Consider the following 23,183-nt stretch of genomic DNA (forward strand, 5'->3'; position numbering starts at 1 on the left):
GATAGAGAAGGTGTGGGACCGGCTGAGCGTGGATCAACGCCTGGCGGCGGATGTCGCGTTGGCCGGGTGCGCCCGCGGATACGGTGTCGAGGTCGGTGATGATGACGGTGACAGTGACGATGTCTCTGATGTGAATGAGGAGGGTGTGGCGGGGCCTGCGCCGACGGTGCAGGATCTGGCGATGCTCGCGGAGGATCTCGCGTCGATGTTCGACCCCGATGGGGAAGAGCCCAGGGATGAGGTGGCGTGTCGTCGTCGGGGTGTCACGATCGGCCGGTTGACGGACGGGGTGCATGCGATCCGCGGGTTTCTGACCCCGGATGTCGCCGGGCAGTTCCAGGTGATCCTGGACGCGATCCTCAACCCCAAAGGCGACGGACCACCGATGCCGGGCGTGCATTTCGTGCCGAGTGATGGTGTGGATGCGGACACCGGTTTCTCGGACGTCGATGTCGACGTCGATTCCGGCGCCGGCACTGGCGTGGGCGGTGTGGGTGCCGATGTCGATGTCGATGCTGAGGGTGAGGATCCGTTCAACTCGGATCCGCGGTGTGTGCTCGATGACCGCACTTCGGCGCAGAAGCGTCATGATGCTCTCGCGATGGTTCTTACGATCGCTGCCCGCCACAACGACATGCCTACCCTCGGTGGTGCGGCACCGGTCCTCGTCGTGAACGTCGACGCGGCAGACCTCGCCGCCCACAGCGGTCCTGGCGCCGGCGAAGCCGCGTTCGGAAACGCCGCGCCGGGGGCCGCCTTCGGCAACGCCGCTCAGACAGCTAGCGGGAGTGGTGGGTGGGCGACGATCACCGGTTCCGGTGCCCACGTGCCCGTCTCCGTCGCCGCGCAGATCGCATGCACCGGATCGATCCAGCGGGTGTCGTTCGATGAGGGGCGGATCATCGCGATCACGACCACCGATCGGGTCTTCACAATGCATCAACGGCGGGCGATCATCGCTCGCGATAAGGAGTGTCTGATCCCGGGGTGTCATGTTCCGGCGTCATGGTGTGAGATTCATCACGTCACTGAGCACGCGAAGGGTGGTCCGACGCATACGGACAACGGTGTGCCGTTGTGCTGGTGGCATCACCGATCCCTCGGGAAGTCCGGGTGGGAGATCCGCATGAACGACGGTGTCCCGCAGGTGCGGGGACCTGTCTGGTGGGACCCCGACCAACGATGGCGCACCCCGCGCCTCAGCGGAAGTCGACGAGTCCGGCGTGCGCCGCGGTCACGAGGATCTGCACGCGATCGCGTACGTGCCACTTCGACATGATGCGTCCCAGGTGCGCCTTGACCGTTCCCTCGGAGACGATCAGAGTGCGCGCGATCTCCGCATTGGACATCCCCTGCGCCAACCGCTGCAGCACCTCCTGCTCGCGATCGGTGAGGACCTCGAGTGTGCCGTCGCTGCTCATCGGCTCGGTGTCGCGCACATGCTTGATCAGCAGTGACGCGATGCGCGGCGACAGGGAGCTCGCTCCGCTGTACACCTCACGCACGCCTTCGAGGATGCTGGCCGCGCTGGAGTCCTTCAGAAGATAGCCCGACGCGCCCGCACTCAGCATGGGCAGTACGGTGTCGCTGCCGTCGAGAGTGGTCACGGCGAGGATCTTGACCTCAGGCCAGCGCTCGCTGATCACACCGGTCGCCTCGATGCCATCCATCTCCGGCATCTGCACGTCCATCATGACGACGTCAGGGTGCTCACGCTCGACCGCCTCGATGCCTTCCAGGCCCGTCTCTGCCTCGGCCACGACGTTGATCTCGGGGTCGCGAGAGACGAAGTGCGAGAGTGCTGAACGCACCAGTGGGTCGTCGTCGACGATGAGAACGCGGATTTCCGGCATGTGGGAAGCCTAACGGGGGTCGCTGCGCGGTGCTCAGACCTAGACCTTTGGCTAGTGATGTCTGGACTTGTGACAGATGTGAAGCGCTCGGATCACCGAGAAGATGAACTTATTACTTCACAAAAGTCCAACAACGGAGGTGAATCACTATGACTTTCTGGCAGGCATTCAACCAGTTCTTTGGCTTCACTCGCTAATCTACCTGGCTATTAGGAGATACTGAAGCATGGCTTTTGGTCCTCCCCGCACTGGCGACTCTGTCGTTTCACGGCTCGGGAAGGGTGAGAAGCTCAGCACGATCGAACGCATCGCCATCCTTGCGACCGTCATCACGATGGTCGTCTTCGGGATAGTCGGACTGTTCCTCCCCCCGGGAGTCGATCCGTTCGTCGCCGCGGTCAGCATCGCGTCGACCGCCGTGCTCGTCCTGTATCTCTGGTGGCCTCTCATCGCGACGTGCGCACTCGCCGTCGTGTTCGCACTCTCGTTCTTCACGGGTAGCCAGACGGAAGTACTGACAGTCGCCGCACTCGCTGCAGCACTGATCATGCGACTCGGCTGGAACGCGCTCATCCTCTCTTATGCGGGAGTCTTCCTCCTCGCGACGGCGCTCGTCGCCTTCGGGGAGACGAGCACCCCGATCAACCTCGGCATCTACCTGATCTCCGCGACTGTCGCCGGAGCTGTGGGCTTCGCGCTGCGCGTGGCGTTCGCCCGAGGGCGAACCCTCGAAGTCCAGCTGGCCGAGAAGGCCGAGCAGGAGCGCCAAGCAGTACTCGCCGAACGGCGGTGGATCGCCGGCGAGCTGCATGACAGCATCGCGCACCACCTCACCGTGGTGTCCCTGCACGTGCAGATGCTCGACGATCAACGAACGAGCTCCCATTCTCAAGAGGCGATCCGGATCGCCGCCCGCAAGGCGATGACCGACCTCCGCTTCGTGATCGACCTCGCCGACGACGGCCCCCGCTCCGAGGGCATGCCGACCGGCGACCTCGCCGCATCCGTCGATGAGGCGACGCAGGAATTCGAATCCGCCGGGCACACGGTGCTGCTCGACGGAGACCCCGCCGACGAGCGCGTCCCTCGCGCCGCCGAGATCGTCCTTGCCCGCATCATGCGTGAGTCCGCCACGAACATCCTCAAGTACGCCGGTGCGGGAGAGATCGAGATCCGTTTCGACATCGACGATGATCTCGCGCAGATGGCCGTGAGCAGCCCTCTGTCGGTCACTCCGCGCCGCGAACTCTCCTCCAGTCGCACCGGCATCGGACGAATGGCGGAGCGCGTGCTCGGCGCGAGCGGAGAGTTCAGTGCCGGAGAAGTCGATGGTCGGTGGGTCGTGACCGCACGTCTACCGATCGCCCGATCTGTCGCGAAGCCCTGACGGACGGTCGCTCGCGCGCATCCCCCGTCTCGAGAGAAATACCGGAACGCGTTCTGAAAACCCGCGGAAATCCGGACCTCGATCGAGAAACACTAGACGAAGGTCTATGCGATGTCTCGACATTAGGCCGTATTCGATGGTGTAGCTGCCCGCTTACATTGGGTATACCCCAGAAATAGCGCATCCCCAGCGCTGTGATCGCGAGCGCGGTCTTGGTATCTGATCCCCATCGCGCTCGCGATCGGCTTCTCTCCTCACGGAGATCGAGGCCATCGCCCGGGTTCTTAGGAATCGCCCGGTTCTCGGTAATCGCCCGGTTCTCAGCCGCCGACCGCCCGCATGTAGTGCCCATCCGTCGAGATTCCGGATGCGGCCACGGTGAACCGCACGACCTCGCTCAGATAGCGATCCTCGGAGGCCTCGAAGATCCGACCCTGCGCGTCTCTCGAGATGCGGCTCAATCGCAGGATCGGCGTCCCCTGCGGAACGCGCAGCAATGACGCATCCTGTTCGTCAGCCGCGACGGCATCGATCTGGTGCTCCAGGCCGACGATCGGGTGGCCCACCGATCCGAGGTACTCGGTGATCGAGACCTCGTCCGTGTCGATGTCGAACAGATGCCGCCCGACCGCCTCCGTGTAGAAGAGGCGCTCCAGCATGGTGGGCCGTCCGTCGAGCGACCTCAGGCGCACGACGCCCACGATCGTGTCGTCGGGCGACACTCCGAGCGCCTCGGCGCGATCGCCCGCGCGACGCAGGCTCAGCTCCTGCGTCTGCGCACCCGGAGTGACCCCGAGGTCGCGCGCCCAGCGCGTGAAGGGGACCGACACGTCGACGGCCTGATTCGCCTTGCGGGCGACCACCCGCGCGGGGCGACCGCGACCGGTCTCGATGAGTCCCTCGCCGCGCAGTGCCGCCAGCGCGTTGCGGATCGGGCCGCGGGAGGTGTGCCAGCGCTCGGCCAGATCGGCCTCGGTGGGCACGTCGTCTCCCGGCCGCAGCACCCCCGAGGCGATCTGCGCCCGGAGGTCGTCGGCGATCTGGGTGTATACAGCTTCAGCCACATAGGCATACTACTTGGCATGCTCGATGATCTCTGTGGAGTTCCATGCGTGTTCACCCGCGGGAATGACGGGTGAACGGCCGCTGAACTCTTCCGAGTTAGGTATATATGTGACCCTGACGGCTGTCAGAGTGGCTTTCGGATCACCCCCCACTCCGAAAGGTCCTCATGAAGCTCCGTGTCCTCCCCGTCCTCGCCGGTGCCGCGATCCTCGCGCTCGGCCTCGCCGCCTGCTCCGGTCCCGCCGAGGCCACTGGCACGCCCGGCGCCGAGGGGTCGTCCTCGTCCGGCGGGTTCGCCGTCGATGAGAACACGCTCGTGTTCGGTGTCGTCCCCGACTCGGTCGACACCGAGACGAACTACCAGCCGCTCATGGACTACATCGCCGAGATCACCGGCAAGACGGTCGAGTACCACGAGTCCACCGACTACGCGGCGCTCATCGAGGCCGCCGTCGCCGGCAAGGTCGACGTGGCGTCCTTCTCGGGCTTCACCTATGTCACCGCCACGAACAACGGGGCGAAGCTGACGCCGATCTCGTCGATCGTGACGGAGGAGGGCCAGGAGCCCGGCTACTTCTCGCAGGCGATCGTCCCCGTGGACAGCGACATCTCGAGCATCGAGGAATTCAAGGGCAAGAAGGTCTGCTTCGTCGACCCGTCGTCGACGTCGGGCTACCTCTTCCCGTCGTACAACCTCATCGAAGCGGGCATCGACCCGAAGACGGACATCACCCCGGTCTTCGCGGGCAAGCACGACGTCAGCGTGCAGAAGGTCGGAGAGGGCGTCGAGTGCGAGGTCGGCTTCGCCGAGGACTCCGAGGTCGAGAAGTCGGATGCCGTGAAGGTCATCGACGAGACCATGGTGCCCGGTGCGCCGCTCGTCTACTCGTCGACTCTTCCCGACGACGTCTCGAAGAAGCTCATCGACGGACTCTCCGAGATCACGATCGACGACATCATCGCCGCAGGCATCGACAGCGCCGACACCGACTCGTTCCGCAGCGTCTTCTACGCCACGAAGCCCGTCGATGACGCGTACTACGACCTGATCCGCGACATCTGCAAGGAGACCGAAGCGGAGCAGTGCAAGGCCTGACCGGCCCGCACTGACGCCCTTCGTCTCGTCGCTTCGCTCCTCGCTCAGGGGGCGGGGGCGGGTGGGAGTCCGGGGGCGGGTTCGCATGGACGCCCTTCGTCTCGTCGCTTCGCTCCTCGCTCAGGGGGCGGGGCGGGTGGGAGTCCGGGCGGGTTCTCGCTCGGGTCCGGGGGGGAGTCCGGTTCCTGAGCGAGCGAAGCGAGACGAAGGGCCCGCATCATCCACGACGACACAGAAAGCCACGACATGACTGCCTCCGCATCCGATGCCCTGATCCGCCTGGACGGCGTGACGAAGACCTTCGGCTCCACCACGGCGCTGAAGAACGCGTCGCTGCAGGTCTCCCGTGGCGAGATCGTCGTCCTGCTCGGCCTCTCCGGCTCGGGCAAGTCGACGCTGCTCCGCCACCTCGACGGACTCGAGCTCCCGACGTCGGGCGACATCGAGGTCCTCGGTGCGAACGTGCCGACCCTCCGGGGCAAGGCGCTGCGCAGGCTCCGCAGCCGCGTCGGCTTCATCTTCCAGCAGTTCGAACTCGTGCCCTCCCTCACCGTCCTCGAGAACGTCCTCACCGGGTCGCTCTCCGAGGTCAGCGGGCCGCGTCTCGGGCTGTGGGGCTATTCGAAGGCCGCGAAGCTCCGTGCGCTCGGGCACCTCGACCGCGTCGGCCTGCTCGACCGCGCCTACCAGCGCAGTGACACCCTCTCGGGCGGTCAGCAGCAGCGCGTCGCGATCGCACGAGCTCTCATGCAGAAGCCCGACATCCTGCTCGCCGACGAGCCTGTCGCATCACTCGACCCCGAGTCCAGCGACCAGGTGATGGCGCTGATCCGCGAGATCGCTGCCGACGAGGGCCTCACCGTCGTCTGCAGCCTGCATCAGGTCGATCTCGCGATCTCCTGGGCCGATCGCATCATCGGCCTGCGTCACGGTGAGATCGTGCTCGACACCCCCACCACCGATCTCACCAAGGCGGAGGTCATGGAGATCTACGGCCGCGTCGCCACGACGACCGCCGAGATCACGGCCGTGCAGGCTGAGCTCATCGAGATCGCCGCAGACGTGACGGACCACGACAGGGCCCCGGTCTCATGACTCTGATCTCCGACGCTCCCCGGGCCCGCGCGGCCTCCACCTCCGAGACGGTCGCCGATCGCGCCCCGCGGCGTCCGATCTCGCCCGAGCGCATCGCTGCAGGGCTGACCCTTCTCGCTCTCGTCGTCCTCGGCATCCTCGCCGTGAACGAGGTGGGCATCTCGATCCCTGCGATGGTACAGAGCTGGGGCAACGCCGAGAACTTCATGGCCCGTGTCGGCGGGCTCACCTTCCCGGAGCCGGGCGATCTCGCCTGGCTGATCGCCCTCACCGTCGGACTCGTGCTGGTGGGAACCCTGCTCGCCGCGGTGCTGTCCGTGCCGATCGCGTATCTCGCCGCATCGAACACGACCCCCGGCAACGGATGGCGCGCGGCAGCGCGATTCGTGGGAGTCCTCACCCGTGCGCTTCCCGACGTCGTGCTCGCCATGGCGTTCGTGCTCATGTTCTCGCTCGGCACGCTCCCCGGCATCCTGGCGATCGGCATCCACTCGATCGGCATGATCTCGAAGATGTTCGCCGACGCGATCGAGCAGATCGACGAGGGCCCCCGGCTCGCGATCCGTGCCGCGGGCGGATCGAAGATGCAGGAGTTCTCCGCCGGTATCCTGCCGCAGGTGCTCCCGAGCTGGGTCGCGACCGTGCTGCACCGCAACGACATCAACCTCCGCGGGAGCGTCGTCCTCGGATACGTCGGCGTCGCGGGGCTCGGGCTCGAGATGTCGTACGCGTTCAAGGCGCTCAACTACGGCAAGGGCCTCGGCATCGCCCTGGTGATCTTCATCCTCTGCGTCGTGATGGAGATCGTCTCGAGCATGGTGCGCGGCGCGATGCTCGGGCAGCAGAAGCACACCCGCTCGTGGATCGACCGACTGATCCACCCCCGCCTCGGCGACCGGGCGAGCGACTCCACGACCACCGGTCCGGCGTGGGCGGTCTCACCTCAGACCGCGGTGCGTCGGCCGTGGACGGCGGAGCGCGTGCGCAACACGGCGGGAGTCGCGATCGCCGTGCTCGTGGTGATCGGCAGCGTCGTCGTCAGCCAGATCAACTGGATGGACTTCCTCACGTTCTGGGGCAGGCTCCCCGAGGTCGCCGCCAAGTTCTGGCCGCCGTCGTTCGGCAGCTACGACGCCTCCGCGATGTTCAGCGCCATGCGCGACACCGTCGCGATCGCTCTCGCGGCCACCGTGCTCACCCTGCTGCCCTCGCTGATCCTCGGATCGCTGGCCGCGAGCAACGTGGCGCCGAGCGCGGGTGCGCGAGGCGCGGCGCGATTCCTGCTGGTCGGCATCCGCGGCATCCCCGAGCTCATCCTCGCGATCGTGCTCGTGGTGATCACCGGTCTCGGCGCCCAGGCCGGCGTCATCGCCCTCGCGATCGGCGGCATCGGACTGCTCGGCAAGCTGATCGCCGACTCGTTCGAAGAGGTCGACCGAGGCCCCGAGCGCGCTCTCCGCGCCGTCGGCGCCACCCGACTGCAGACCTACGCCTCGGCGACCGTGCCGCAGGGCATGCAGGCGCTGATCGGACACAGCTTCTACATGCTCGACACGAACATCCGTGCGGCGACCATCCTCGGCATCGTCGGCGGTGGCGGGGTCGGCTACTACCTGCTCAACGCCAGCCAAGGATCGCGCTACGAGACGGTGACCGCGATCGTGCTCATGATCCTCGTGACGGTGCTGGTCGTCGAGGGACTCGCGATGTGGATGCGCAAGGTGTTCCGATGACCCGCGCCGCACTCACCGACACGGCGGATGTCGTCGTCGTCGGCTCCGGCATCGTCGGTCTCGGCGCAGCCTATGCGGCCGCGCGACGAGGGCTGAGCGTCATCGTCGTCGACAGAGCGGATGCTCCGGCCGGGGCGACGATCCGCAACTTCGGCCACCTCTGCATCGGCGCGCAGGCGGGGGAGGCGCGGCGCTACGCGGACGCGTCCCGCGAGCTGTGGTTGCGCCTGTCGCGCGATGCCGGCTTCTGGCTGCGCGAATCCGGCACCCTGGTCGCGGCCCGTCACGCCGACGAGATCGCGGTGCTCGAACGGGCGGCGGCAGACGGCGGCATCCGGATGCTCGAGACCGACGAGCTGCGGCGACTCGCGCCGTTGCGCGCAGAGCGTCTCGTCGGCGGCGCGCACATCGAACCCGACCTGCAGACCGATCCGCGTGCCGCGGCCGCGGCCATCGTCCGCCATCTGACGACGCTCGGCGTCGACGTCCGGTTCCGCACCGCGGTGACCTCCGTGGCGGGCGGACGCGTCGAGACGAGCAGAGGATCGCTCACCGCCGGCGCGGTGGTGGTCGCGGTGAACCACGACATCGACCAGCTGCTGCCCGAGATCGCGGAGACGGCCGGCGTGATCCGCTGTGCCCTCGACATGATGCGCGCGGCCGTCTCGATGCCGCGTCCGCTTTCGGCCCCGGTGCTCACGGGCTGGTCGCTCGTGCGGTACGGGCGCTTCGCCGACGGTGACGCGGCGACCGCCCTGCGGGAGCGCCTGCACGGTGAGCGCCCCGATCTCGCCGCTCTCGATCTGAATCAGATGTACACGCAGCTGCCGGACGGCACGCTCATCATCGGCGACTCGCACAGCTCGGCCGTCTCGCCGTCACCGTTCCAGCCCGAGGCCGCCTTCGCCGCGTTCCTCGCCGAGGCGGAGGCGCTGTTCGAGATGCCGACGCCGCGGGTGCTCGAGCGGTGGCAGGGCGTCTACGCCACGGCGGCGCAGGACTTCCTGATCCGGACACCGGACGAGCGGACGCTGGTGCTCGCCGCGACCACCGGCATCGGAATGACCACGGGGCTGGGGCTCGCCGAAGAGAATCTCACCGCCGCCTTCGGGTGGGCACCCGCACTGGAAGGAACACCATGACCATCTCGTCCGACTCCTCGCTGCACCCGGCGGCTCCGCCCACCGCGTCCCGCCTGACCGCCGCGCCCATAGAACTCGTGGTCCTCGACATGGCCGGCACCACGGTCGTCGACGACGGCGTGGTCGAGACCGCGTTCCGGCGTGCGGCCGAGCGCACGGGTGTCGCCGACCGGATGCCGTGGGACGACGCTCTCGCCCATGTGCGCGCGACGATGGGCCAGTCCAAGATCGATGTCTTCACGCATCTCGCCGGCGGCGACCGCACGGCCGCCGAGCGCGCCACCGCGGCGTTCGAGGCGGCGTACGCCGAGATCGTCGCAGAGCAGGGGGTCTCGGAGATACCCGGGGCGGCGGAGGCGATCCAGGATCTGAAGGATGCCGGTCTGACCGTGGTGCTGACCACGGGGTTCGCGCCGGTGACCAGAGACGCCCTGATCGAGGGCCTGGGATGGCGCGACCTCGTCGACCTGGCGCTGTCGCCGATCGACGCGGGGCGCGGTCGCCCCGCTCCGGACCTCGTGCTCACGGCGGCGATCCGCTCGCAGGCCTCATCGATGTCGGCCGTCGCCGTGGCGGGTGACACCGTGAGCGACGTCGAGTCCGGGCGTCGGGCCGGTGCGGGATTCGTCGCCGGAGTGCTCACCGGAGCGCACGACCTGCGCACCCTCGCCGCCGCCGGGGCCGATGCCGTGCTCGCCGATGTCACCGGACTCCGCGGCGCGCTCGCCGAGCGAGGGCTGCTCGCTCTCGCCCGCACCGCCTGAATCGCGTGCACATGGGCACTCTGCTGACCCGACCGCCCGGCAATCGTCGAGACGTCACGCTGCGCCCCGCGGCCACCGCCATGGTGTGGATCGGCGAGGGGCATCCGCACGAGATGATCGCGGTGCCGGGGGTGGCGCTCGGTGAGAAGGACGTGCTGGTCGCGGTCGAGATGTCGACGATCTGCGGTTCCGACGTGCACACCGTGCAGGGCCACCGCTCCGCCCCGACGCCGCTGGTGCTCGGCCACGAGAGCGTCGGGCGGATCATCGCGATCGGTGACGCCGGCGCGACCGCGGTCGACGGCACGGCGCTGCGCATCGGCGACCGCGTGGTCTGGTCGGTGACGGTCTCGTGCGGCGCCTGCGACCGGTGCGTGCGGGGTCTGCCCCAGAAGTGCCGCACGCTGGGCAAGTACGGCCATGACCGCATCGGGGTGCACGGCGATCTCTCCGGTGGCTTCGGCACGCACGTGCAGGTGCGCGAGGGCTCGGCGATCGTCCGCGTGCCCGAGTCTCTGCCGGCTGCCGTGCTCGCTCCGGCGTCGTGTGCGACGGCCACCGCCTGGGCCGCCGTGGCACGGGCCGCGCGCGATCACGACCTCGAGGGCGCCGCCGTGCGGATCCACGGAGCAGGGCTCGTCGGCCTCTCGGCCGCCGCGATCGCCGCCGACCGAGGCGCGATCGTCGAGGTCCTCGACCCCGCGCCCTTGCGCCTCGCGCTCGCCTCACGCTTCGGGGCGGGGACGCTCGATCGGGATCCGGATGTCGTGATCGAGGCCTCGGGGCACGCGGTCGCGGAGGCCCTCGCCGGCGTCGCCACCGGCGGGACGGTGGTGCTGGTCGGCAGCGTGTTCCCCGCGGACCCGGTGGCGCTGGATGCCGAGAGCATCGTCCGCCGGCTGGTGACGGTCACCGGCGTGCACAACTACACCGGCACGGAGCTCGCCGAGGCCGTCGTGTTCCTGGCCGGTCGCGGGCGCGCATACCCGTTCGCCGACGCGGTCGGCGACGTGCGGCAGCTGGCCGCGATCGACGGGGCCATCGCGGCGGCATCCGCGCAGGGCGCGCCCCTGCGCGTCGGTCTGGTGCCACGGCTCTGAGATCGCGGAGCCGCGGAGTCAGCCCGTCGCCCGTGGGCAGCTCAGCCCGTCGCCAGCTCAGTCTGCGGGCAGCGCAGGCGATCCGCTGCGCCGCGGGCCCGCCGGGTGCAGGCCCTCGGCGTGGAACGCGAGCAGCCGTGCCGCCGCGTCGACGGTCGCGTCGAGGATCTCGGCCGGGTCGCCGGTGAGCGCGAGCATCCGATGCCCCACGCCGTGGTCGGTGGCCCACCCGAGGAACACCGTTCCCGGATCGTGACCGCCCTCGGCATCGGGTCCGCCGACACCCGTCGTCGACACGCAGAGGTCGGCGTCGAACAGCTGCCGCCCGTTGGCCGCGAGCTGCTCCGCGCACTCCGCCGAGCAGGGATCCGTTCCTGGGGTGACCCCGAGCGTGCGCTCCTTGACGTCGGTGAGGTAGGCGATGAGGCCGCCGGCGAACCAGTCGCCGGCATCGGCACCCGCCCCGACCGTGCTCGACAGGCGCCCCGAAGTCAGCGATTCGACCACGCAGATCCGCAGCCCGCGTTCCGCGGCGACCTGGCTGAGTCGGTCGAGCGAGCTGAGTCGGTCGAGCGAGCTGAGTCGGTCGAGGGGAGAGTTCTCCGTCGTCACTGCTCTTCGGCGGAGTCCGCGTGCGTGGGAGCGTCGGACTCGACCGTGGCCTCGTCGGAGTAGTCCGGGCGCTCGGGCTGCAGGGGCTGGTCGGAGTACTCGCCACCCAGGCGTCCGCCGTAGGGGCGGCCGTGGTCGGCGAACTCGTCACGCGCGTACACGAGCTCCCAGTCGCCGACCGTGAAGCGGGCGCCGGTGCGCAGGGTCTGCATGCGCTCGCCGGGGTGCGTCGCGTCGGCGGCGGGGTTGGTGTTCATCTCGCCGTCGCCGTGCATCTCGAGAACATACTCGTCGCGGTCGTCATGCGTGATCGTCGCGTGCACCGCGTCGGATCCGTCGAGAGTGAGCTCGTTGTCGGGCGAGGAGCCGATCCGCACCACGTCGACGTCGAGCGCGAACTCCGAACGGAGATCGTCGCGCGAGACGCGAAGGCGTGGGTTGCCCTCACCGAACTCGGCGTGAGTGGTCGTGGGGGTGTATCCCTCGTCGGGCCGGTCGTCGATGTGTCGAGCGTTCATGGTTCCGCCTCCTCGCATTTCTCCCCAGGCTAGACGCCGGAGGCACCCCTTCGCAGGGGGTTGACTTCGCTCACGGATCCTCACATATGCTCGACGCGACGCCAGGAACAGCGAGGAGAGTCGCATGGGCAAGTTCATCTACGAGGGCAGCGTGAAGACTGAGATCGAGGATCGCGCCCTCACGCACCTGCAACTCGTCATCACCGCGAAGCTGCGCCGCGCCGAGCCGTTCTCCTTCAGCTGGAGAGAGGACGCCAGCGTCGGCGGCGGACGCACGACCGTGTGGATCCATCCGGCGAGCTCGCTCGTGTTCAAGTACTTCGGCAGCCGTCAGCCCTCCATCAACCGGGCGTGGATCGAAGCCCTGGCCTTCACCGCCAACGCCCCGGGCGGCCTGCACATGGTCCCCGAGCCGCAGGACGCCACGGGGGTTCCGGCCGGCGCCGATCCGGCGGATCATCCGCACCTCTGACCGCGTCCGTTCTCGCGACCGGCCGGGGGTTGTCAACCCCCTGCCGAGTCTCCGTCCGTGCGGCGAAGGTCGATGGATCATCTCATCAGCAGACGCGCAGCGCAGACGAGGAGACACCATGGCAGACACCGCGCCCGACCCCCGCACCCAGCATCGCCAGGAGGGCTTCCCCGCCCAGCAGCAGGACCAGCCGGGACTGACAGACGAGACGCGCCCCGGACCGGACCACGGCGAACAGTCGTACGTCGGCCACGGACGCCTCGAAGGACGCCGTGCGCTGATCACCGGAGGCGACTCGGGCATCGGACGAGCGGTCGCCATCGCCTACGCCCGGGAGGGCGCCGACGTCGCGATCGTCCACATGCCCGAGGAGCAGGAGGATGCCGACGACACGGTGGCGCTCATCCGTGCAGAGGGCCGGAGGGCGCTGAGCATCGCGGGCGATCTGCGCGACGAGGCGTTCGCGACGGACGTCGTCTCCGAGACGAGGAGCGCGTTCGACGGCCTGGACATCCTCGTGCTGAACGCCGCCTACCAGCACGACATCGACGGGTTCGAGAACCTGCAGACGGATCGACTCCGCCGGGTGTTCGAGACGAACCTGTTCGGCCTGCTCTACTCGGCACGCGCCGCGTACCCGCATCTCGCTCCGGGGTCGAGCATCATCGTGACCTCGTCCGTGCAGGCGTTCGAGCCGTCTCCCGGCCTGATCGACTACGCCATGACGAAGGCCGCGCAGGTGGCGTTCGTGAAGGCATTGGCCGAGGAGGCGGGGGAGCGCGGCATCCGCGTCAACGCCGTCGCCCCCGGTCCGATCTGGACACCGCTGATCCCCGCGACCGGGTGGGGCGCGGAGCGCCTGAACACCTTCGGAGACGACACCCCGCTCGGCCGCGCAGGGCAGCCGGCGGAGCTGGCGGGCGCCTACGTCTACCTCGCGTCCGCGGAGTCGTCGTACACCTCCGGTGCGGTGATCGCGGTCACCGGCGGCAAGCATCTGTGAGAGCGTGACGGCACCCTAGGCTGGACGGGTGCAGCAGTCCGCGTCATCCCGTCCGCTCGTGGGCGTGGTGCTCGTCGTCTGCTCGTGTCTCTCCCTCCCGTTCGGGGCGGCGGTCGCCGCACAGCTGTTCCCGGTGCTCGGCCCCTGGGGCGTCACCTCGTTGCGCGTCGCCATCGCGGCGGTGCTGCTGCTGGTCATCGTGCGACCTCGACCCGTGCGGTGGAACCGCACCCAGTGGACCGCGGCCGCCCTGTTCGGGCTGTCGCTGGCGGGCATGAACGGCTTCTTCTACGCCGCGATCGATCTCATCCCCCTCGGCCCGGCGGTCGCGATCGAGTTCCTCGGGCCTCTGGTGCTCGCGGCCGTGCTCACCCGACGTCTCGGCGACGCCGCGTGGGTCGCGCTCGCGCTCCTCGGGATCGTGCTGCTGGGCATCGACGGCCTGGTGGGGTCGGAACCGCTGGATCCGCTCGGGCTCCTCTTCATCCTGATCGCCGCCGCGTTCTGGGCGATGTACATCCGCATGAGCGCCCGCGTCGGCACCCTCATCCCCGGAAGCGGCGGCCTCGCGGTGGGTCTCGCCGTTGCGGCGGTGCTGCTGATCCCGGTCGGCGTGCCCGCCGCGGTCACGGTCGCCGGCGACATGCAGCTGCTGCTGCTCGCCGCGATCACCGCCGTGCTGTCGTCGGTCATCCCGTACAGCTTCGAGCTCGCGGCGCTGCGACGTCTGCCGCAGCGCGTGTTCGGCGTGCTGCTGAGCCTCGAGCCCGCCTTCGCGACGCTGGCGGGGTGGCTGATCCTCGGGCAGAACGCCACCCCGCTGCGGATGCTGGCGATCGCGCTCGTCATCGTCGCCAGCGTCGGCACCACATTGGGCGTGCGCAGCGGACGGCGCCGAGCGGATGCCGACGCGCGCCGTGACGGCGCGGATCCCGACGGCGCGGATCCCGATGGCGGCCCGGACCCGGGCGACGGCCCGGATCCCGACGAGACGGGGCCGTTCACCGCGCCGATCCCTCTTCCCGGCTGAGGGCGCCGCACCTCAGGCGGTGACCGATGCCAGCATGGGGAGTGGGTATCGGCGTCGCAGCAGCACCCGCTGCACGAGGGTCCAGATGACGGTGACCGTGAGGTACAGCGCGGCCGCGAGGGGCACGAACGCCGCGAACACGGCGGTCAGATAGTGCAGCGCCCCGGTGACGCGCATCATCGTCGGGGAGTTCAGCGGGGAATCGCCCTCCATCGGGGTGGGGCGGAAGACACGGCGCGAGATCTCGGCCACACCGATCATCACGACGATCAGGGCTCCGAAGACCAGCAGAGTGCTCGGTGACGCGCTGCCGCTGAAGACCGCCGAGACGAGACCGGTGCCCAACGGCGCGCCGAACAGGTCGTGCGTGAGCAGGTCGTTCGGGTGCCCGGCGATCTCGGGGCGGAGGAACAGGGTGTACAGGATGCCGACGACGGGCGCCTGCGCGAGCACCGGCAGCATGCCCGCGAAGGGCGTTGTGTTCTCGGAGCGGTACAGCTCGAGCATCTCCTTCTGCAGGCGTTCCGGGTTCTTCTTGTGGCGGCGCTGGAGCTCGCGCAGTCGGGGTGCGAGGCGCGCCCTCGTCTGCTCGGCTCTGGCCTGGGAGAACCCCACGGGGATCAGCAGGGCGCGCACGAGGAGGGTGACGAGCACCACGGCCAGGGCGGCGGCGGATGCTCCGGCGAAGGGCTCGACGGCGGAGGAGAGTCCGGCGAGGGCGCCGTATGCGGCGTCGAGGAGGAGGGTCAGTGGAGGGAAGGCGAAGATGTCCATGCAGGTGTCCGTTCGTGTGGCGGGAGGGTCGGCGACGGCCGCGCAGTCCCGCACGAGGGCGGACTACACGGCGGCGGCGACTCCCGGCGCACGGGGGCGCGGATGACCGGCGGCATCAGGATCGCTCTGGGCGAGCAGCGCGGACACGTCGATCGCCCTGAGCGGGTGCGGTGCGCTGCTCGCGGACGGCGGCGCCAGGCTCAGAGCGACGACGATCGTCAGCGTCGCGAGGGCGACCAGGGCGATGGCGAGACCGAGGGCGGCCGCATCCGGCACGGCGACGATCCCGAGGGTGGCCGCGACGACGCCGAGCATCTGCCCGAACCACTCGCTCATGCGCGCCTCCTGAAGGCGAGCGTAGCACCGCGGGGATACCCTCGAGGCATGGCTGATCTTCGTGAGCTGCTCGGCATCGAGCATCCGATCCTCCTCGGTCCGTTCGGCGGACTCTCGTCGGTGGCGCTGACCGCGGCGGTGAGCGAGGCCGGCGGACTCGGCGGCTTCGGCCTCTACGGCTACGGTGCGGACCGCATCCGCTCGACCGTCGACGACCTGCGCGCGGCGACATCTCGGCCGTTCGCGCTGAACGTCTGGCTGCCCACCGGCGACGAGGTCGCACCCGGCCCGCAGCACACCGTCTTCGCGCAGGCGCTCGAGCCCTTCTACGAGGCCGTCGGACTCGAGGTGCCTGCGCGGCCGCAGGCCTACCTGCCCGCTCTCGAGGAGCAGCTCGACGCGATCTGGGAGGCCGCGCCCGCCGTGCTCAGCGTGGTGTTCGGCGTGCCGTCGCACGACGTGGTCGCCGAGGCGCACCGCCGCGGCATCCGCGTCGTGGGAGCGGCGACGACTGTCGCCGAGGCCGTCGCGCTCGCCGGTGCCGGAGTCGACGCCGTCGTCGCGACCGGACTCGAGGCGGGCGGCCATCGCGTGTCGTTCCTGCGCCGGGCCGAGGACTCCCTCGTCGGCGTGCTGGCGCTGGTGCCCCAGGTGGTCGATGCCGTGGACGTGCCGGTGATCGCCGCGGGCGGCATCTCCGACCGGCGAGGTGTGGCCGCGGCGTTCGCCCTCGGCGCGTCCGCGGTGCAGGTGGGGACGGCGTTCCTCACCACCGCGGAATCGGCGGTGAACGACGCGCATCGGGAGGCCATCCGCTCCACCTCCGCGGAGGAGACCGTGCTCACCCGTGCCATGAGCGGCCGTCTGGCCAGGGGCGCCCGCAATCGCGTCGTCCGTGCCATCGAGGCGAGCGGGACGATCGCTCCGTTCCCGATGCAGAACTGGCTCACCGGGCGGTTCCGCACCGCGGCGGGAGAGCAGGGGCTGGGCGAGCTGCAGTCGCTGTGGATGGGACAGGGTGCCCCGCTCGCGGACTATCCGACCGCCGCCGAGGCCTTCGCGGAGCTCGTCGCCGGAGTGCCGCCGAGGACGTGAACCGCAGGTCCTCCGACGAGGCTGAGCCTGACCGGCCGCTCTGACTCTGGCTCTGGCTCAGGCTCAGGCTCAGAGGATGACGGTGGAGCGGCCGTGCACGATCACGCGGTCCTCCGCATGCCACTGCACCGCGCGGGCGAGGACCTGACGCTCGACGTCCGCACCGCGGCTCTGCAGCTGCGCAGCCGACTCGGCGTGAGTCACGCGGGTCACGTCCTGCTCGATGATGGGGCCCTCGTCGAGGTCTGCCGTGGCGTAGTGCGCCGTCGCACCGATCAGCTTGACGCCACGGTCCTTGGCCCTGGCGTACGGGTTCGCGCCGATGAACGCGGGCAGGAACGAGTGGTGGATGTTGATCACGGGAGCGCCGAGGCCCGTGATGAAGTCGTCGGTGAGGATCTGCATGTACCGCGCGAGCACCACCAGGTCGACGTTGCCGCGCAGCAGGTCGAGCTGGCGCTGCTCCATCGACTCCTTGTCGCCCGAGGGGATGTGCACGAAGGGCACGCCGAACGAGCGCACCGACTCGGCCAGGTCCGGGTGATTCGACACGACCATGGTGATGTCGATGTCGAGCTGGCCGCGCTGCGTGCGCCACAGCAGCTCGAGCAGGCAGTGGTCGTACTTCGAGACGAAGATCGCGACGCGCTTGCGTCGGGCGGTGTCGTGCAGGGACCATTCCATGCCGAAACGCTCGGCGACCTGAGCGATGTCGGCCTCGAGCGCGGGGCGCGCCGCCGACAGGCCCGGGAGATGGATGACCGTGCGCTGGAAGAACCGACCGCCCTCGGAATCGGTCGAGTGCTGGTCGAGCGAGATGATGTTGGCGCCGTGGGTCGAGAGCACGCCGGCGACGGCGGCGACGATGCCTGGCTGGTCGTCGCAGGCGATGAGCAGGCGGGCGGTGTCGGGCTGAGACATGGGGGCTCCTCGAGGGGTGTGCATCGATTCTGCCGTGGATGCGACCACCGGGCGAATCGCGCCCCTACCCTGGAGGGATGCACGAGTCACGGGCGTCGGCGTCGCAGCTCCTCTCGCAGGCGCGGGACGCGCTCGTCGGAGCGCCGAAGGAGGGGCTGGGCGAGGAGCGCGACTCCCGCTGGCGCGGCCGGCGCATCGTCCGGGTCGGCGACGCCTGGCACCTCGGAGTGCTGCTGGTCACCGACACCCACGCCCTCGCGACGGCGGAGGTGCTGCGTGCGGCTGACCCCGGACGCCGCGGATACACCGCAGAGTCGGCACGGGATCGTGCGGAACGGCGGGCACTGGCGCTGCGGGGCGGATTCGACGAAGGAGCCGTCGCGCATGTCGGCTGGACGGTGATCGACGTGGACGCGGTGGATGCCGGGGGCTCATCCGGTCCGCTCTCGACGATCGACGGGGTGGCCTCGGTGCGGTGGACCACCGCCGGCGGATGGATGCCGTTGGAGGCATATCTGCGTGAGCGGATCGCTCTGCTGCAGGGCTGAGGCTCAGCCGAAGGTCTCCGCGAAGCGGCGGAGCAGGGCCGCGCCCTCCGTCACCGAGGCAGACAGCACCTGCCTCTGCACGATGTCGAATTCCTCGGGAGCGAAGTAGCCCGTGGTGCGATAGAACGTCATGCGGTCGGCGAAGTCCCGCGGCGTGGGTTCGGGGTGGAACTGCGCCGCGTAGAGATGCGAGCCGACCCGGTAGGCCTGCACCGGGCAGGTGTCGTTCGTCGCGAGGAGCACGGCGCCGTCGGGCAGGCTCGCCGCGCTCTCCTTGTGCGCGGTGAACACCGTCAGCGAGGGAGCGCTCGGGCCGAACACCGGATCGGCGGCGCCTTCGTCTGTCGTCGAGATCACCGCGGCGCTGGCCGACTCGGGAGTGTCCGAGGTGACCTCGCCGCCGAGCATCCGGGTGACGACCCCGATGCTGAAGCAGGTGAAGAACGCGGCGATCTCCCGATCGATGGCCCGGCGGGCGATCTGCGCGAGATCGGCCTCGACCCGCAGCTGCACGGCGGACTTCTCGGTGTCGCTCACGTTGAAGGGCGAGCCGCCCACCACGACGCCGCTGTACCGGGCGAGGCGCGCGGGATCGAGACGCTCGGTGAGCAGGTCGAGCCGGTCGACGACGTCGACGTCGAGCGCCCGACGGAACGAGGCGTGTTCGGCGTCGGCCGCCCCGAGCTCGGGGCGCACACAGACGTAGAGAAGCGAGGCCACCACGAGAGTCTAACGACGAGGCGAAGGGCTCGACGTCGCGAGCCGACCGTGCACGGGCCGTGCCGGGCCTCAGCGCGAAGAGTTGGAGGTGCGTCCGCGCACGATCCCGACGAATGTGTCGACATCGGCGGTGGTGTGCTCGCGTCGCCAGGCGAGCGCCACGGTCGAGAGAGGCCCGTCGGTCAGCGGGCGGTGGTCGGCGTCCTTGCGCTTGTGCAGTCGCGCCAGCGAGAGCGGCACGATCAGGATGCCGGTTCCCGCGGCGGCGGTCGCCACGGCGTCGACCACCGGCATCGGGGCGAAACGGGGCGCCAGCGCCCCGGGGATATCGAGAGGCTCGAGCGGATCGTCGGACGGGACCATCACGATCTCACCGGCGAGGTCGGCGATGGTCAGCTCGTCGGCGGCGAGCAGGTGCGATTCGCGGGAGGCGATCACGACGGGGGTCTCGTCGTAGAGGGCGATCACGTGCAGGTCGTCGCCGGCCAGCGGCAGGCGGACGAGAGCCGCATCGACGTCATCGAGAGCCGAGCGCTGATCGGCGACCTCGATCGTCACGAGCTCGAGCGGCACATGCGGCATCCGCTGCTTCCAGGCGTCGATCCACTTGCCGGGCGTCGCGCCGGGGACCATGCCCAGACGGAACGTACGCGGCTCCTCGGGAGCGTCGGCGGGCTCGTCGAACACGACCTTCGCGGTCTTCTTCGGCGGTTTGGGCGGCGGGAACCGCTGGGCGGGTGCCGCTCTGTTGCGGCGCACCGGAGATCCCTTGCCGGCGCGTCCCGCCGGTCGTCGTCCCTGAGTCGCCATGTGATTCAGGGTACCCGCCCGATGGGCGGGCGGCGGGCCGGGCTCAGGCCGCGAGCCACAGGCCCTTCGGGTCGGTCGCCACGGTGAGACCCGCCGCGACCGTCTCGTCGTCGCCGATGCGCGCGCCGCGTACGATCCGCGCACCCGCCCCGACCTCGGTGCGGACGCCGATGTGCGCGCCGTCTCCGACGGCGGCGCCCTGGCCGATATGTGCGTGCGCGTCGACGTGCGCACCCTCGCCGATCACGGCATCCGGTTCGATCCAGGCGCCACGGGCGACGGTGGCACCGGCGCCGATGCGTGCGCCGGGCTCGATGTACGCGCCCGCCTCGATGTGCGCCTTCGGATGGACCTTCGCGCCGTGTGCGACGAGACCTCGACCGTTCGCGTGCTTGCGGTAGCGCAGCGTGGCTCCCTGGTCGTTCTCGATGTCGACGTAGTTCTTTCCCACGATTCCTCCCCGTGTTCCGGAGTTCTCCGGATATATCAATAACCACGGGTGGGCCCGGTTCATTCCCGAGAATGGATGCGGGTCATCTCTGGCAGTCGGGACACCAGAAGGTGATGCGCTCACGAGTGGGATCGGCACCCTGTTCACCGCGTCTGATGAGTGTTCCGCAGCGACGACAGGGGCGTCCGGACCGCCCGTAGACCCAGGTGCCCTGACCGGGTCGGTCGACACCTGTGAACGTCCGGTGCCGTCGATCCCGGTTCACGCGGATCGTCCGCACGCCGAGCTCGATCAGGGCGGCGACATCGACCTCCGGTGCCGGGGTGGTGGGCAGGATTCCGCGCAGGAACAGGAGTTCTGCCGCATACTCGTTGCCGAAGCCCGCGACGTTGCGCTGGTCGAGCAGGGCCACGTGGATGCTGCGGGTGTCGGCGGCGACCCGTCGTACGGCCTCCGCGGCATCCCAGTCCGGGCCGAGCGGATCGGGGCCGAGGTATCCGACCAGCTCCTCCTCGTCGCGCGTGGGCACCAGCTCGATCTCCGCGAGGTCGATGCCGACGGCCTCCTGCTGCGCCGTTCCGACGATGGCGCGCACCTTGAAGGCGGGGTGCCGCCATCTCTCGCCCGCGCTGTACACGAGCCAGGCGCCGTCCATGCGCAGATGGGAATGCAGCGTGCTGTCGCCGATGCGCAGCAGCAGATGCTTGCCGCGCGCCACGGAGGAGACGATGGGCTGGCCGGTCAGATCGGCTGTCGCGAAACGGGGGACGCGCAGATCGAAGCGCGTCACCTCGCCGCCGACCAGGGCCTCCTCGAGGCGTCTGGCGGCGCGGAAGACGGTATCGCCCTCGGGCATCAGCCGGTGACCGTGGCGAGGGGAGTGCGCTGCAGCATCGTGCGCGCCAGCGTCGTGGCTCCGGCGACCGCGGCGGGCATGACGGCGACGGCACCGCCGGGGATCAGGAAGCACAGCTGCGTCGCGACACCGAACCCGAGGACCCGCGCCCTGCTTCCGCGGAACAGGGCGGCACGGTCGGCCGGGCTGAGATCGCGCGCGTCGAAGGCGCGACCGGTGAGCTCGCGGGCGAGCATGCGCCCCGACAGCACGACTCCGGAGACCGGACCCAGGAACCCGCCGAGCAGCGGGACGAGCCCGAGCAGCAGCACCAGGATCGCGATCAGGATGCCGAGCAGGACGAGGCGGATGCCCTCGCCGACCGCCGTCCAGAAACCGCCGCCGTCGGCGGGCGGCGGATCACCGAGGTCGATCTCGACCGCGTGCCAGATGCGCTGATAGAACGGGTCGCCGATCGCCAGGGCGAGAGCGCTGAACACGGCGCTCGCGAGCGCGAGCGCCGCCGCGAAGACGACGACGCCGACCGCGAGGCGCAGCACCGTGCGCCACTCCGGGGCCCAGCCGTCGGCGAAAGGGGTCAGGGCGTCGGAGACGACAGGGAGCGAGAGGGCGAGCGGCACGAGCCCCGCCAGCAGCACGATCGCGGCGATCACGCCGGGCACGAGGCCGAGCGCCATGAGGCCGGGTCGGCGACGCCACGTGCCGAAGCCGCGCAGGAGCAGGCGGACGCCCTCGGCGAATTCGCGGATCATGGACCCAGCCTAGGAGCACTCGACACGGCGGCCGTCAGATCGCCTTGCGCAGTGTGTAGCCGCGGGGAGTCGCCACGAAACTCGCCTCCTGGAGGGCCACCGCGAGCTCGGTGCCGTAGACGCCGTCACCGTTGACCTTCTCGACCGTGAGCGTGTCGAGGCGGCGTGCCCTGGCGGTCGCGGACAGATCCGAGGCCGCGGCCCGCAGCACGTCGGTGTCGTCGGTGAAGCACAGCACCGTGCGCCCGCCTCGTTCCAGATAGAGCACGAGCGAGCCGTCGACGAGCACGACCAGGCCGCCGGCCTTGCGACCCGGCCGATGCGACACCTCATCGCGCTTGGGCCACCCGAGCGCGGCGCCGTAGGGGTTCGCCGGGTCGGTGGCCGCCAGGGTCACCGCGGCGCGCGGAGGCGGGTCGGCGAGACCGGCGAAGGTGCGCAGACGGTCGACGGTCGCCGAGGCGGCGAACTGCGCCGCACCCAGCTTCTCGATCACGTACCCGCGACGGCAGTGCCCCGCCTCCTCGAACCCGGCGAGCACGCGATAGGTCTGAGCGAATCCCCCGGGCACGCCCTCGGCCTGCACGGCACCGCGGGTGACGACGCCGTAGCGGTCCAGCAGCAGACCGGCGGTCACGGTCGCCCTCCGCGCCGCATCCGTCTCGACAGTGGGCAGCAGCGACCATCGCCCGCCTACGGAGCTGGGGCGGGGCGTCGTGGTGCGCGTCAGCGACATCCCCCGGTATGTGCGGGTGCGCGGCGCGCGCCGAGTGACGCGGTGGGCCTGCGAGCCGCCGGCCAGCAGCGAGCGGATCGGGGCGAAGGTGTCGTTGGTGACCCGGCCAGACCAGGTCAGGTTCCACAGCGCCTCGAGCACCGACTGCTCGTTGTCGGCGGCGACCATGTCTCTGAGCTGACCCGCGAAGTACGCGCCGCCGGCGCCGAGGGCGTCGAGCACCCGCGCCTCGAGGGAATCGGCGGCGAGCTCGTCGTCGGGCTCGGGCAGCGTGAAGGGGGCCAGGTCGGCAGGATGCAGCGACACCCACCCGT

Annotated in this window: 26 protein-coding genes; 13 read left to right on the forward strand and 13 right to left on the reverse strand. The window is 69.8% G+C overall.

All coding sequences use genetic code 11. The features are described from left to right. The coding region (locus ABTZ43_RS12520) for an HNH endonuclease signature motif containing protein (RefSeq protein WP_350539058.1) at positions 1–1,279 on the forward strand (1,279 nt) is incomplete at its 5' end. Here the strand turns inward: ABTZ43_RS12520 and ABTZ43_RS12525 are convergent. After that, the gene (locus ABTZ43_RS12525; protein ID WP_045254095.1) at positions 1,200–1,853 is read right to left on the reverse strand and encodes a response regulator; all 654 of its coding nucleotides are present in this window, start codon (positions 1,851–1,853) and stop codon (positions 1,200–1,202) included. The genes ABTZ43_RS12520 and ABTZ43_RS12525 overlap by 80 nt on opposite strands. 226 nt (positions 1,854–2,079) lie before the next feature. Between ABTZ43_RS12525 and ABTZ43_RS12530 the strand changes: the two genes are divergently transcribed. After that, a complete protein-coding gene (locus ABTZ43_RS12530) occupies positions 2,080–3,240 on the forward strand; it encodes a sensor histidine kinase (protein ID WP_350539060.1) in 1,161 nt (386 codons plus the stop codon). Between the two features lie 320 nt (positions 3,241–3,560). On the opposite strand, the gene ABTZ43_RS12535 is transcribed toward ABTZ43_RS12530, so the two are convergent. After that, positions 3,561–4,304, reverse strand: coding sequence for a GntR family transcriptional regulator (locus ABTZ43_RS12535; RefSeq protein ID WP_350539062.1), 744 nt, complete (start codon positions 4,302–4,304; stop codon positions 3,561–3,563). A gap of 167 nt (positions 4,305–4,471) precedes the next feature. On the opposite strand from ABTZ43_RS12535, the gene ABTZ43_RS12540 reads away from it, so the two are divergent. The 6 genes from ABTZ43_RS12540 (at position 4,472) to ABTZ43_RS12565 (ending at position 11,235) form a co-directional block, all read left to right on the forward strand. After that, a complete protein-coding gene (locus ABTZ43_RS12540; protein ID WP_149422434.1) occupies positions 4,472–5,401 on the forward strand; it encodes a phosphate/phosphite/phosphonate ABC transporter substrate-binding protein in 930 nt (309 codons plus the stop codon). A gap of 246 nt (positions 5,402–5,647) precedes the next feature. After that, a complete protein-coding gene (gene phnC / locus ABTZ43_RS12545; protein ID WP_149422435.1) occupies positions 5,648–6,496 on the forward strand; it encodes a phosphonate ABC transporter ATP-binding protein in 849 nt (282 codons plus the stop codon). After that, the gene (phnE, locus tag ABTZ43_RS12550) at positions 6,493–8,229 is read left to right on the forward strand and encodes a phosphonate ABC transporter, permease protein PhnE (protein ID WP_350539065.1); all 1,737 of its coding nucleotides are present in this window, start codon (positions 6,493–6,495) and stop codon (positions 8,227–8,229) included. Before phnC ends, phnE begins: the two co-directional genes overlap by 4 nt. Beyond that, positions 8,226–9,371 (forward strand): TIGR03364 family FAD-dependent oxidoreductase, encoded by a 1,146-nt coding sequence (locus ABTZ43_RS12555; RefSeq protein ID WP_350539067.1) that lies wholly within the window; start codon positions 8,226–8,228, stop codon positions 9,369–9,371. The genes phnE and ABTZ43_RS12555 overlap by 4 nt, the downstream gene beginning before the upstream one ends. Beyond that, positions 9,368–10,135 carry an HAD family hydrolase gene (locus ABTZ43_RS12560; RefSeq protein ID WP_350539069.1) on the forward strand — a complete coding sequence of 256 codons (768 nt, stop codon included), beginning with the start codon at positions 9,368–9,370 and terminating at the stop codon, positions 10,133–10,135. Before ABTZ43_RS12555 ends, ABTZ43_RS12560 begins: the two co-directional genes overlap by 4 nt. Positions 10,136–10,146: 11 nt before the next feature. After that, positions 10,147–11,235, forward strand: a complete 1,089-nt coding sequence (locus tag ABTZ43_RS12565; RefSeq protein WP_350539070.1) for an alcohol dehydrogenase catalytic domain-containing protein — start codon at positions 10,147–10,149, stop codon at positions 11,233–11,235. 57 nt (positions 11,236–11,292) lie between these two features. Here the strand turns inward: ABTZ43_RS12565 and ABTZ43_RS12570 are convergent, their stop codons facing one another. Next, positions 11,293–11,847 carry a CinA family protein gene (locus ABTZ43_RS12570; protein ID WP_350539071.1) on the reverse strand — a complete coding sequence of 185 codons (555 nt, stop codon included), beginning with the start codon at positions 11,845–11,847 and terminating at the stop codon, positions 11,293–11,295. Beyond that, positions 11,844–12,365, reverse strand: a complete 522-nt coding sequence (locus tag ABTZ43_RS12575) for an FHA domain-containing protein (protein WP_056419746.1) — start codon at positions 12,363–12,365, stop codon at positions 11,844–11,846. Before ABTZ43_RS12575 ends, ABTZ43_RS12570 begins: the two co-directional genes overlap by 4 nt. A gap of 124 nt (positions 12,366–12,489) precedes the next feature. Here ABTZ43_RS12575 and ABTZ43_RS12580 point away from each other — a divergent pair, with 124 nt between their 5' ends. The 3 genes from ABTZ43_RS12580 to ABTZ43_RS12590 all read left to right on the forward strand — a co-directional run bounded on the left by ABTZ43_RS12580 (position 12,490) and on the right by ABTZ43_RS12590 (position 14,870). Continuing rightward, on the forward strand, positions 12,490–12,837 hold the full coding sequence (locus tag ABTZ43_RS12580) for a DUF7882 family protein (protein ID WP_149422441.1): 348 nt from the start codon (positions 12,490–12,492) through the stop codon (positions 12,835–12,837). 118 nt (positions 12,838–12,955) lie between these two features. Beyond that, on the forward strand, positions 12,956–13,840 hold the full coding sequence (locus ABTZ43_RS12585; protein ID WP_253384244.1) for an SDR family oxidoreductase: 885 nt from the start codon (positions 12,956–12,958) through the stop codon (positions 13,838–13,840). 28 nt (positions 13,841–13,868) lie between these two features. Further along, positions 13,869–14,870, forward strand: a complete 1,002-nt coding sequence (locus ABTZ43_RS12590; RefSeq protein WP_350539072.1) for an EamA family transporter — start codon at positions 13,869–13,871, stop codon at positions 14,868–14,870. A 12-nt stretch (positions 14,871–14,882) separates the two neighbouring features. On the opposite strand, the gene ABTZ43_RS12595 is transcribed toward ABTZ43_RS12590, so the two are convergent. Next, the gene (locus tag ABTZ43_RS12595) at positions 14,883–15,644 is read right to left on the reverse strand and encodes a YidC/Oxa1 family membrane protein insertase (protein WP_350539074.1); all 762 of its coding nucleotides are present in this window, start codon (positions 15,642–15,644) and stop codon (positions 14,883–14,885) included. Positions 15,645–15,707: 63 nt separating this feature from the next. Next, positions 15,708–15,980 carry a DUF6412 domain-containing protein gene (locus tag ABTZ43_RS12600; protein ID WP_056419759.1) on the reverse strand — a complete coding sequence of 91 codons (273 nt, stop codon included), beginning with the start codon at positions 15,978–15,980 and terminating at the stop codon, positions 15,708–15,710. Positions 15,981–16,028: 48 nt separating this feature from the next. Here ABTZ43_RS12600 and ABTZ43_RS12605 point away from each other — a divergent pair, with 48 nt between their 5' ends. Beyond that, entirely contained in the window at positions 16,029–17,075 is a 1,047-nt protein-coding gene (locus ABTZ43_RS12605; RefSeq protein WP_149422446.1) for an NAD(P)H-dependent flavin oxidoreductase, read from the forward strand. A 69-nt stretch (positions 17,076–17,144) separates the two neighbouring features. Here the strand turns inward: ABTZ43_RS12605 and purU are convergent, their stop codons facing one another. Continuing rightward, positions 17,145–17,996 carry a formyltetrahydrofolate deformylase gene (gene purU / locus ABTZ43_RS12610; RefSeq protein ID WP_056419764.1) on the reverse strand — a complete coding sequence of 284 codons (852 nt, stop codon included), beginning with the start codon at positions 17,994–17,996 and terminating at the stop codon, positions 17,145–17,147. A gap of 77 nt (positions 17,997–18,073) precedes the next feature. On the opposite strand from purU, the gene ABTZ43_RS12615 reads away from it, so the two are divergent. Beyond that, a complete protein-coding gene (locus tag ABTZ43_RS12615; RefSeq protein WP_350539077.1) occupies positions 18,074–18,544 on the forward strand; it encodes a glutaminase in 471 nt (156 codons plus the stop codon). Positions 18,545–18,547: 3 nt separating this feature from the next. Here the strand turns inward: ABTZ43_RS12615 and ABTZ43_RS12620 are convergent, their stop codons facing one another. The 6 genes from ABTZ43_RS12620 to ABTZ43_RS12645 form a co-directional block, all read right to left on the reverse strand. Further along, the gene (locus ABTZ43_RS12620) at positions 18,548–19,264 is read right to left on the reverse strand and encodes a glutamine amidotransferase-related protein (RefSeq protein ID WP_314096056.1); all 717 of its coding nucleotides are present in this window, start codon (positions 19,262–19,264) and stop codon (positions 18,548–18,550) included. Positions 19,265–19,333: 69 nt separating this feature from the next. After that, positions 19,334–20,074: a LysR substrate-binding domain-containing protein gene (locus ABTZ43_RS12625; RefSeq protein ID WP_350539078.1), complete on the reverse strand. Its 741-nt coding sequence runs from the start codon at positions 20,072–20,074 to the stop codon at positions 19,334–19,336. A 43-nt stretch (positions 20,075–20,117) separates the two neighbouring features. Further along, a complete protein-coding gene (locus tag ABTZ43_RS12630) occupies positions 20,118–20,525 on the reverse strand; it encodes a DapH/DapD/GlmU-related protein (RefSeq protein WP_045253907.1) in 408 nt (135 codons plus the stop codon). An 82-nt stretch (positions 20,526–20,607) separates the two neighbouring features. Continuing rightward, complete coding sequence (locus tag ABTZ43_RS12635) at positions 20,608–21,381, reverse strand: DNA-formamidopyrimidine glycosylase family protein (protein WP_350539079.1); 774 nt, start codon at positions 21,379–21,381, stop codon at positions 20,608–20,610. Next, positions 21,381–22,133 carry an EI24 domain-containing protein gene (locus ABTZ43_RS12640; protein ID WP_350539080.1) on the reverse strand — a complete coding sequence of 251 codons (753 nt, stop codon included), beginning with the start codon at positions 22,131–22,133 and terminating at the stop codon, positions 21,381–21,383. Before ABTZ43_RS12640 ends, ABTZ43_RS12635 begins: the two co-directional genes overlap by 1 nt. A gap of 34 nt (positions 22,134–22,167) precedes the next feature. Continuing rightward, positions 22,168–23,183: Lhr family helicase (locus ABTZ43_RS12645; protein ID WP_502885386.1), on the reverse strand; the 1,016-nt coding region annotated here is incomplete at its 5' end.

This window comes from Microbacterium sp. NPDC097977 (assembly GCF_040302605.1).
Taxonomy (GTDB): domain Bacteria; phylum Actinomycetota; class Actinomycetes; order Actinomycetales; family Microbacteriaceae; genus Microbacterium.

Excerpts from the sequence above, each read along its gene's own strand:
- ABTZ43_RS12530 (WP_350539060.1), top strand. The coding sequence starts at position 2,080 with ATGGCTTTTGGTCCTCCCCGCACTGGCGACTCTGTCGTTTCACGGCTC.
- ABTZ43_RS12595 (WP_350539074.1), bottom strand. The coding sequence starts at position 15,644 with ATGGACATCTTCGCCTTCCCTCCACTGACCCTCCTCCTCGACGCCGCA.
- ABTZ43_RS12560 (WP_350539069.1), top strand. The coding sequence starts at position 9,368 with ATGACCATCTCGTCCGACTCCTCGCTGCACCCGGCGGCTCCGCCCACC.
- ABTZ43_RS12580 (WP_149422441.1), top strand. The coding sequence starts at position 12,490 with ATGGGCAAGTTCATCTACGAGGGCAGCGTGAAGACTGAGATCGAGGAT.
- ABTZ43_RS12600 (WP_056419759.1), bottom strand. The coding sequence starts at position 15,980 with ATGAGCGAGTGGTTCGGGCAGATGCTCGGCGTCGTCGCGGCCACCCTC.
- ABTZ43_RS12615 (WP_350539077.1), top strand. The coding sequence starts at position 18,074 with ATGCACGAGTCACGGGCGTCGGCGTCGCAGCTCCTCTCGCAGGCGCGG.
- ABTZ43_RS12585 (WP_253384244.1), top strand. The coding sequence starts at position 12,956 with ATGGCAGACACCGCGCCCGACCCCCGCACCCAGCATCGCCAGGAGGGC.
- ABTZ43_RS12565 (WP_350539070.1), top strand. The coding sequence starts at position 10,147 with ATGGGCACTCTGCTGACCCGACCGCCCGGCAATCGTCGAGACGTCACG.
- phnE (WP_350539065.1), top strand. The coding sequence starts at position 6,493 with ATGACTCTGATCTCCGACGCTCCCCGGGCCCGCGCGGCCTCCACCTCC.
- ABTZ43_RS12540 (WP_149422434.1), top strand. The coding sequence starts at position 4,472 with ATGAAGCTCCGTGTCCTCCCCGTCCTCGCCGGTGCCGCGATCCTCGCG.
- ABTZ43_RS12625 (WP_350539078.1), bottom strand. The coding sequence starts at position 20,074 with ATGGCGACTCAGGGACGACGACCGGCGGGACGCGCCGGCAAGGGATCT.
- ABTZ43_RS12605 (WP_149422446.1), top strand. The coding sequence starts at position 16,029 with ATGGCTGATCTTCGTGAGCTGCTCGGCATCGAGCATCCGATCCTCCTC.
- ABTZ43_RS12525 (WP_045254095.1), bottom strand. The coding sequence starts at position 1,853 with ATGCCGGAAATCCGCGTTCTCATCGTCGACGACGACCCACTGGTGCGT.
- ABTZ43_RS12640 (WP_350539080.1), bottom strand. The coding sequence starts at position 22,133 with ATGATCCGCGAATTCGCCGAGGGCGTCCGCCTGCTCCTGCGCGGCTTC.
- ABTZ43_RS12555 (WP_350539067.1), top strand. The coding sequence starts at position 8,226 with ATGACCCGCGCCGCACTCACCGACACGGCGGATGTCGTCGTCGTCGGC.
- ABTZ43_RS12635 (WP_350539079.1), bottom strand. The coding sequence starts at position 21,381 with ATGCCCGAGGGCGATACCGTCTTCCGCGCCGCCAGACGCCTCGAGGAG.
- ABTZ43_RS12575 (WP_056419746.1), bottom strand. The coding sequence starts at position 12,365 with ATGAACGCTCGACACATCGACGACCGGCCCGACGAGGGATACACCCCC.
- purU (WP_056419764.1), bottom strand. The coding sequence starts at position 17,996 with ATGTCTCAGCCCGACACCGCCCGCCTGCTCATCGCCTGCGACGACCAG.
- phnC (WP_149422435.1), top strand. The coding sequence starts at position 5,648 with ATGACTGCCTCCGCATCCGATGCCCTGATCCGCCTGGACGGCGTGACG.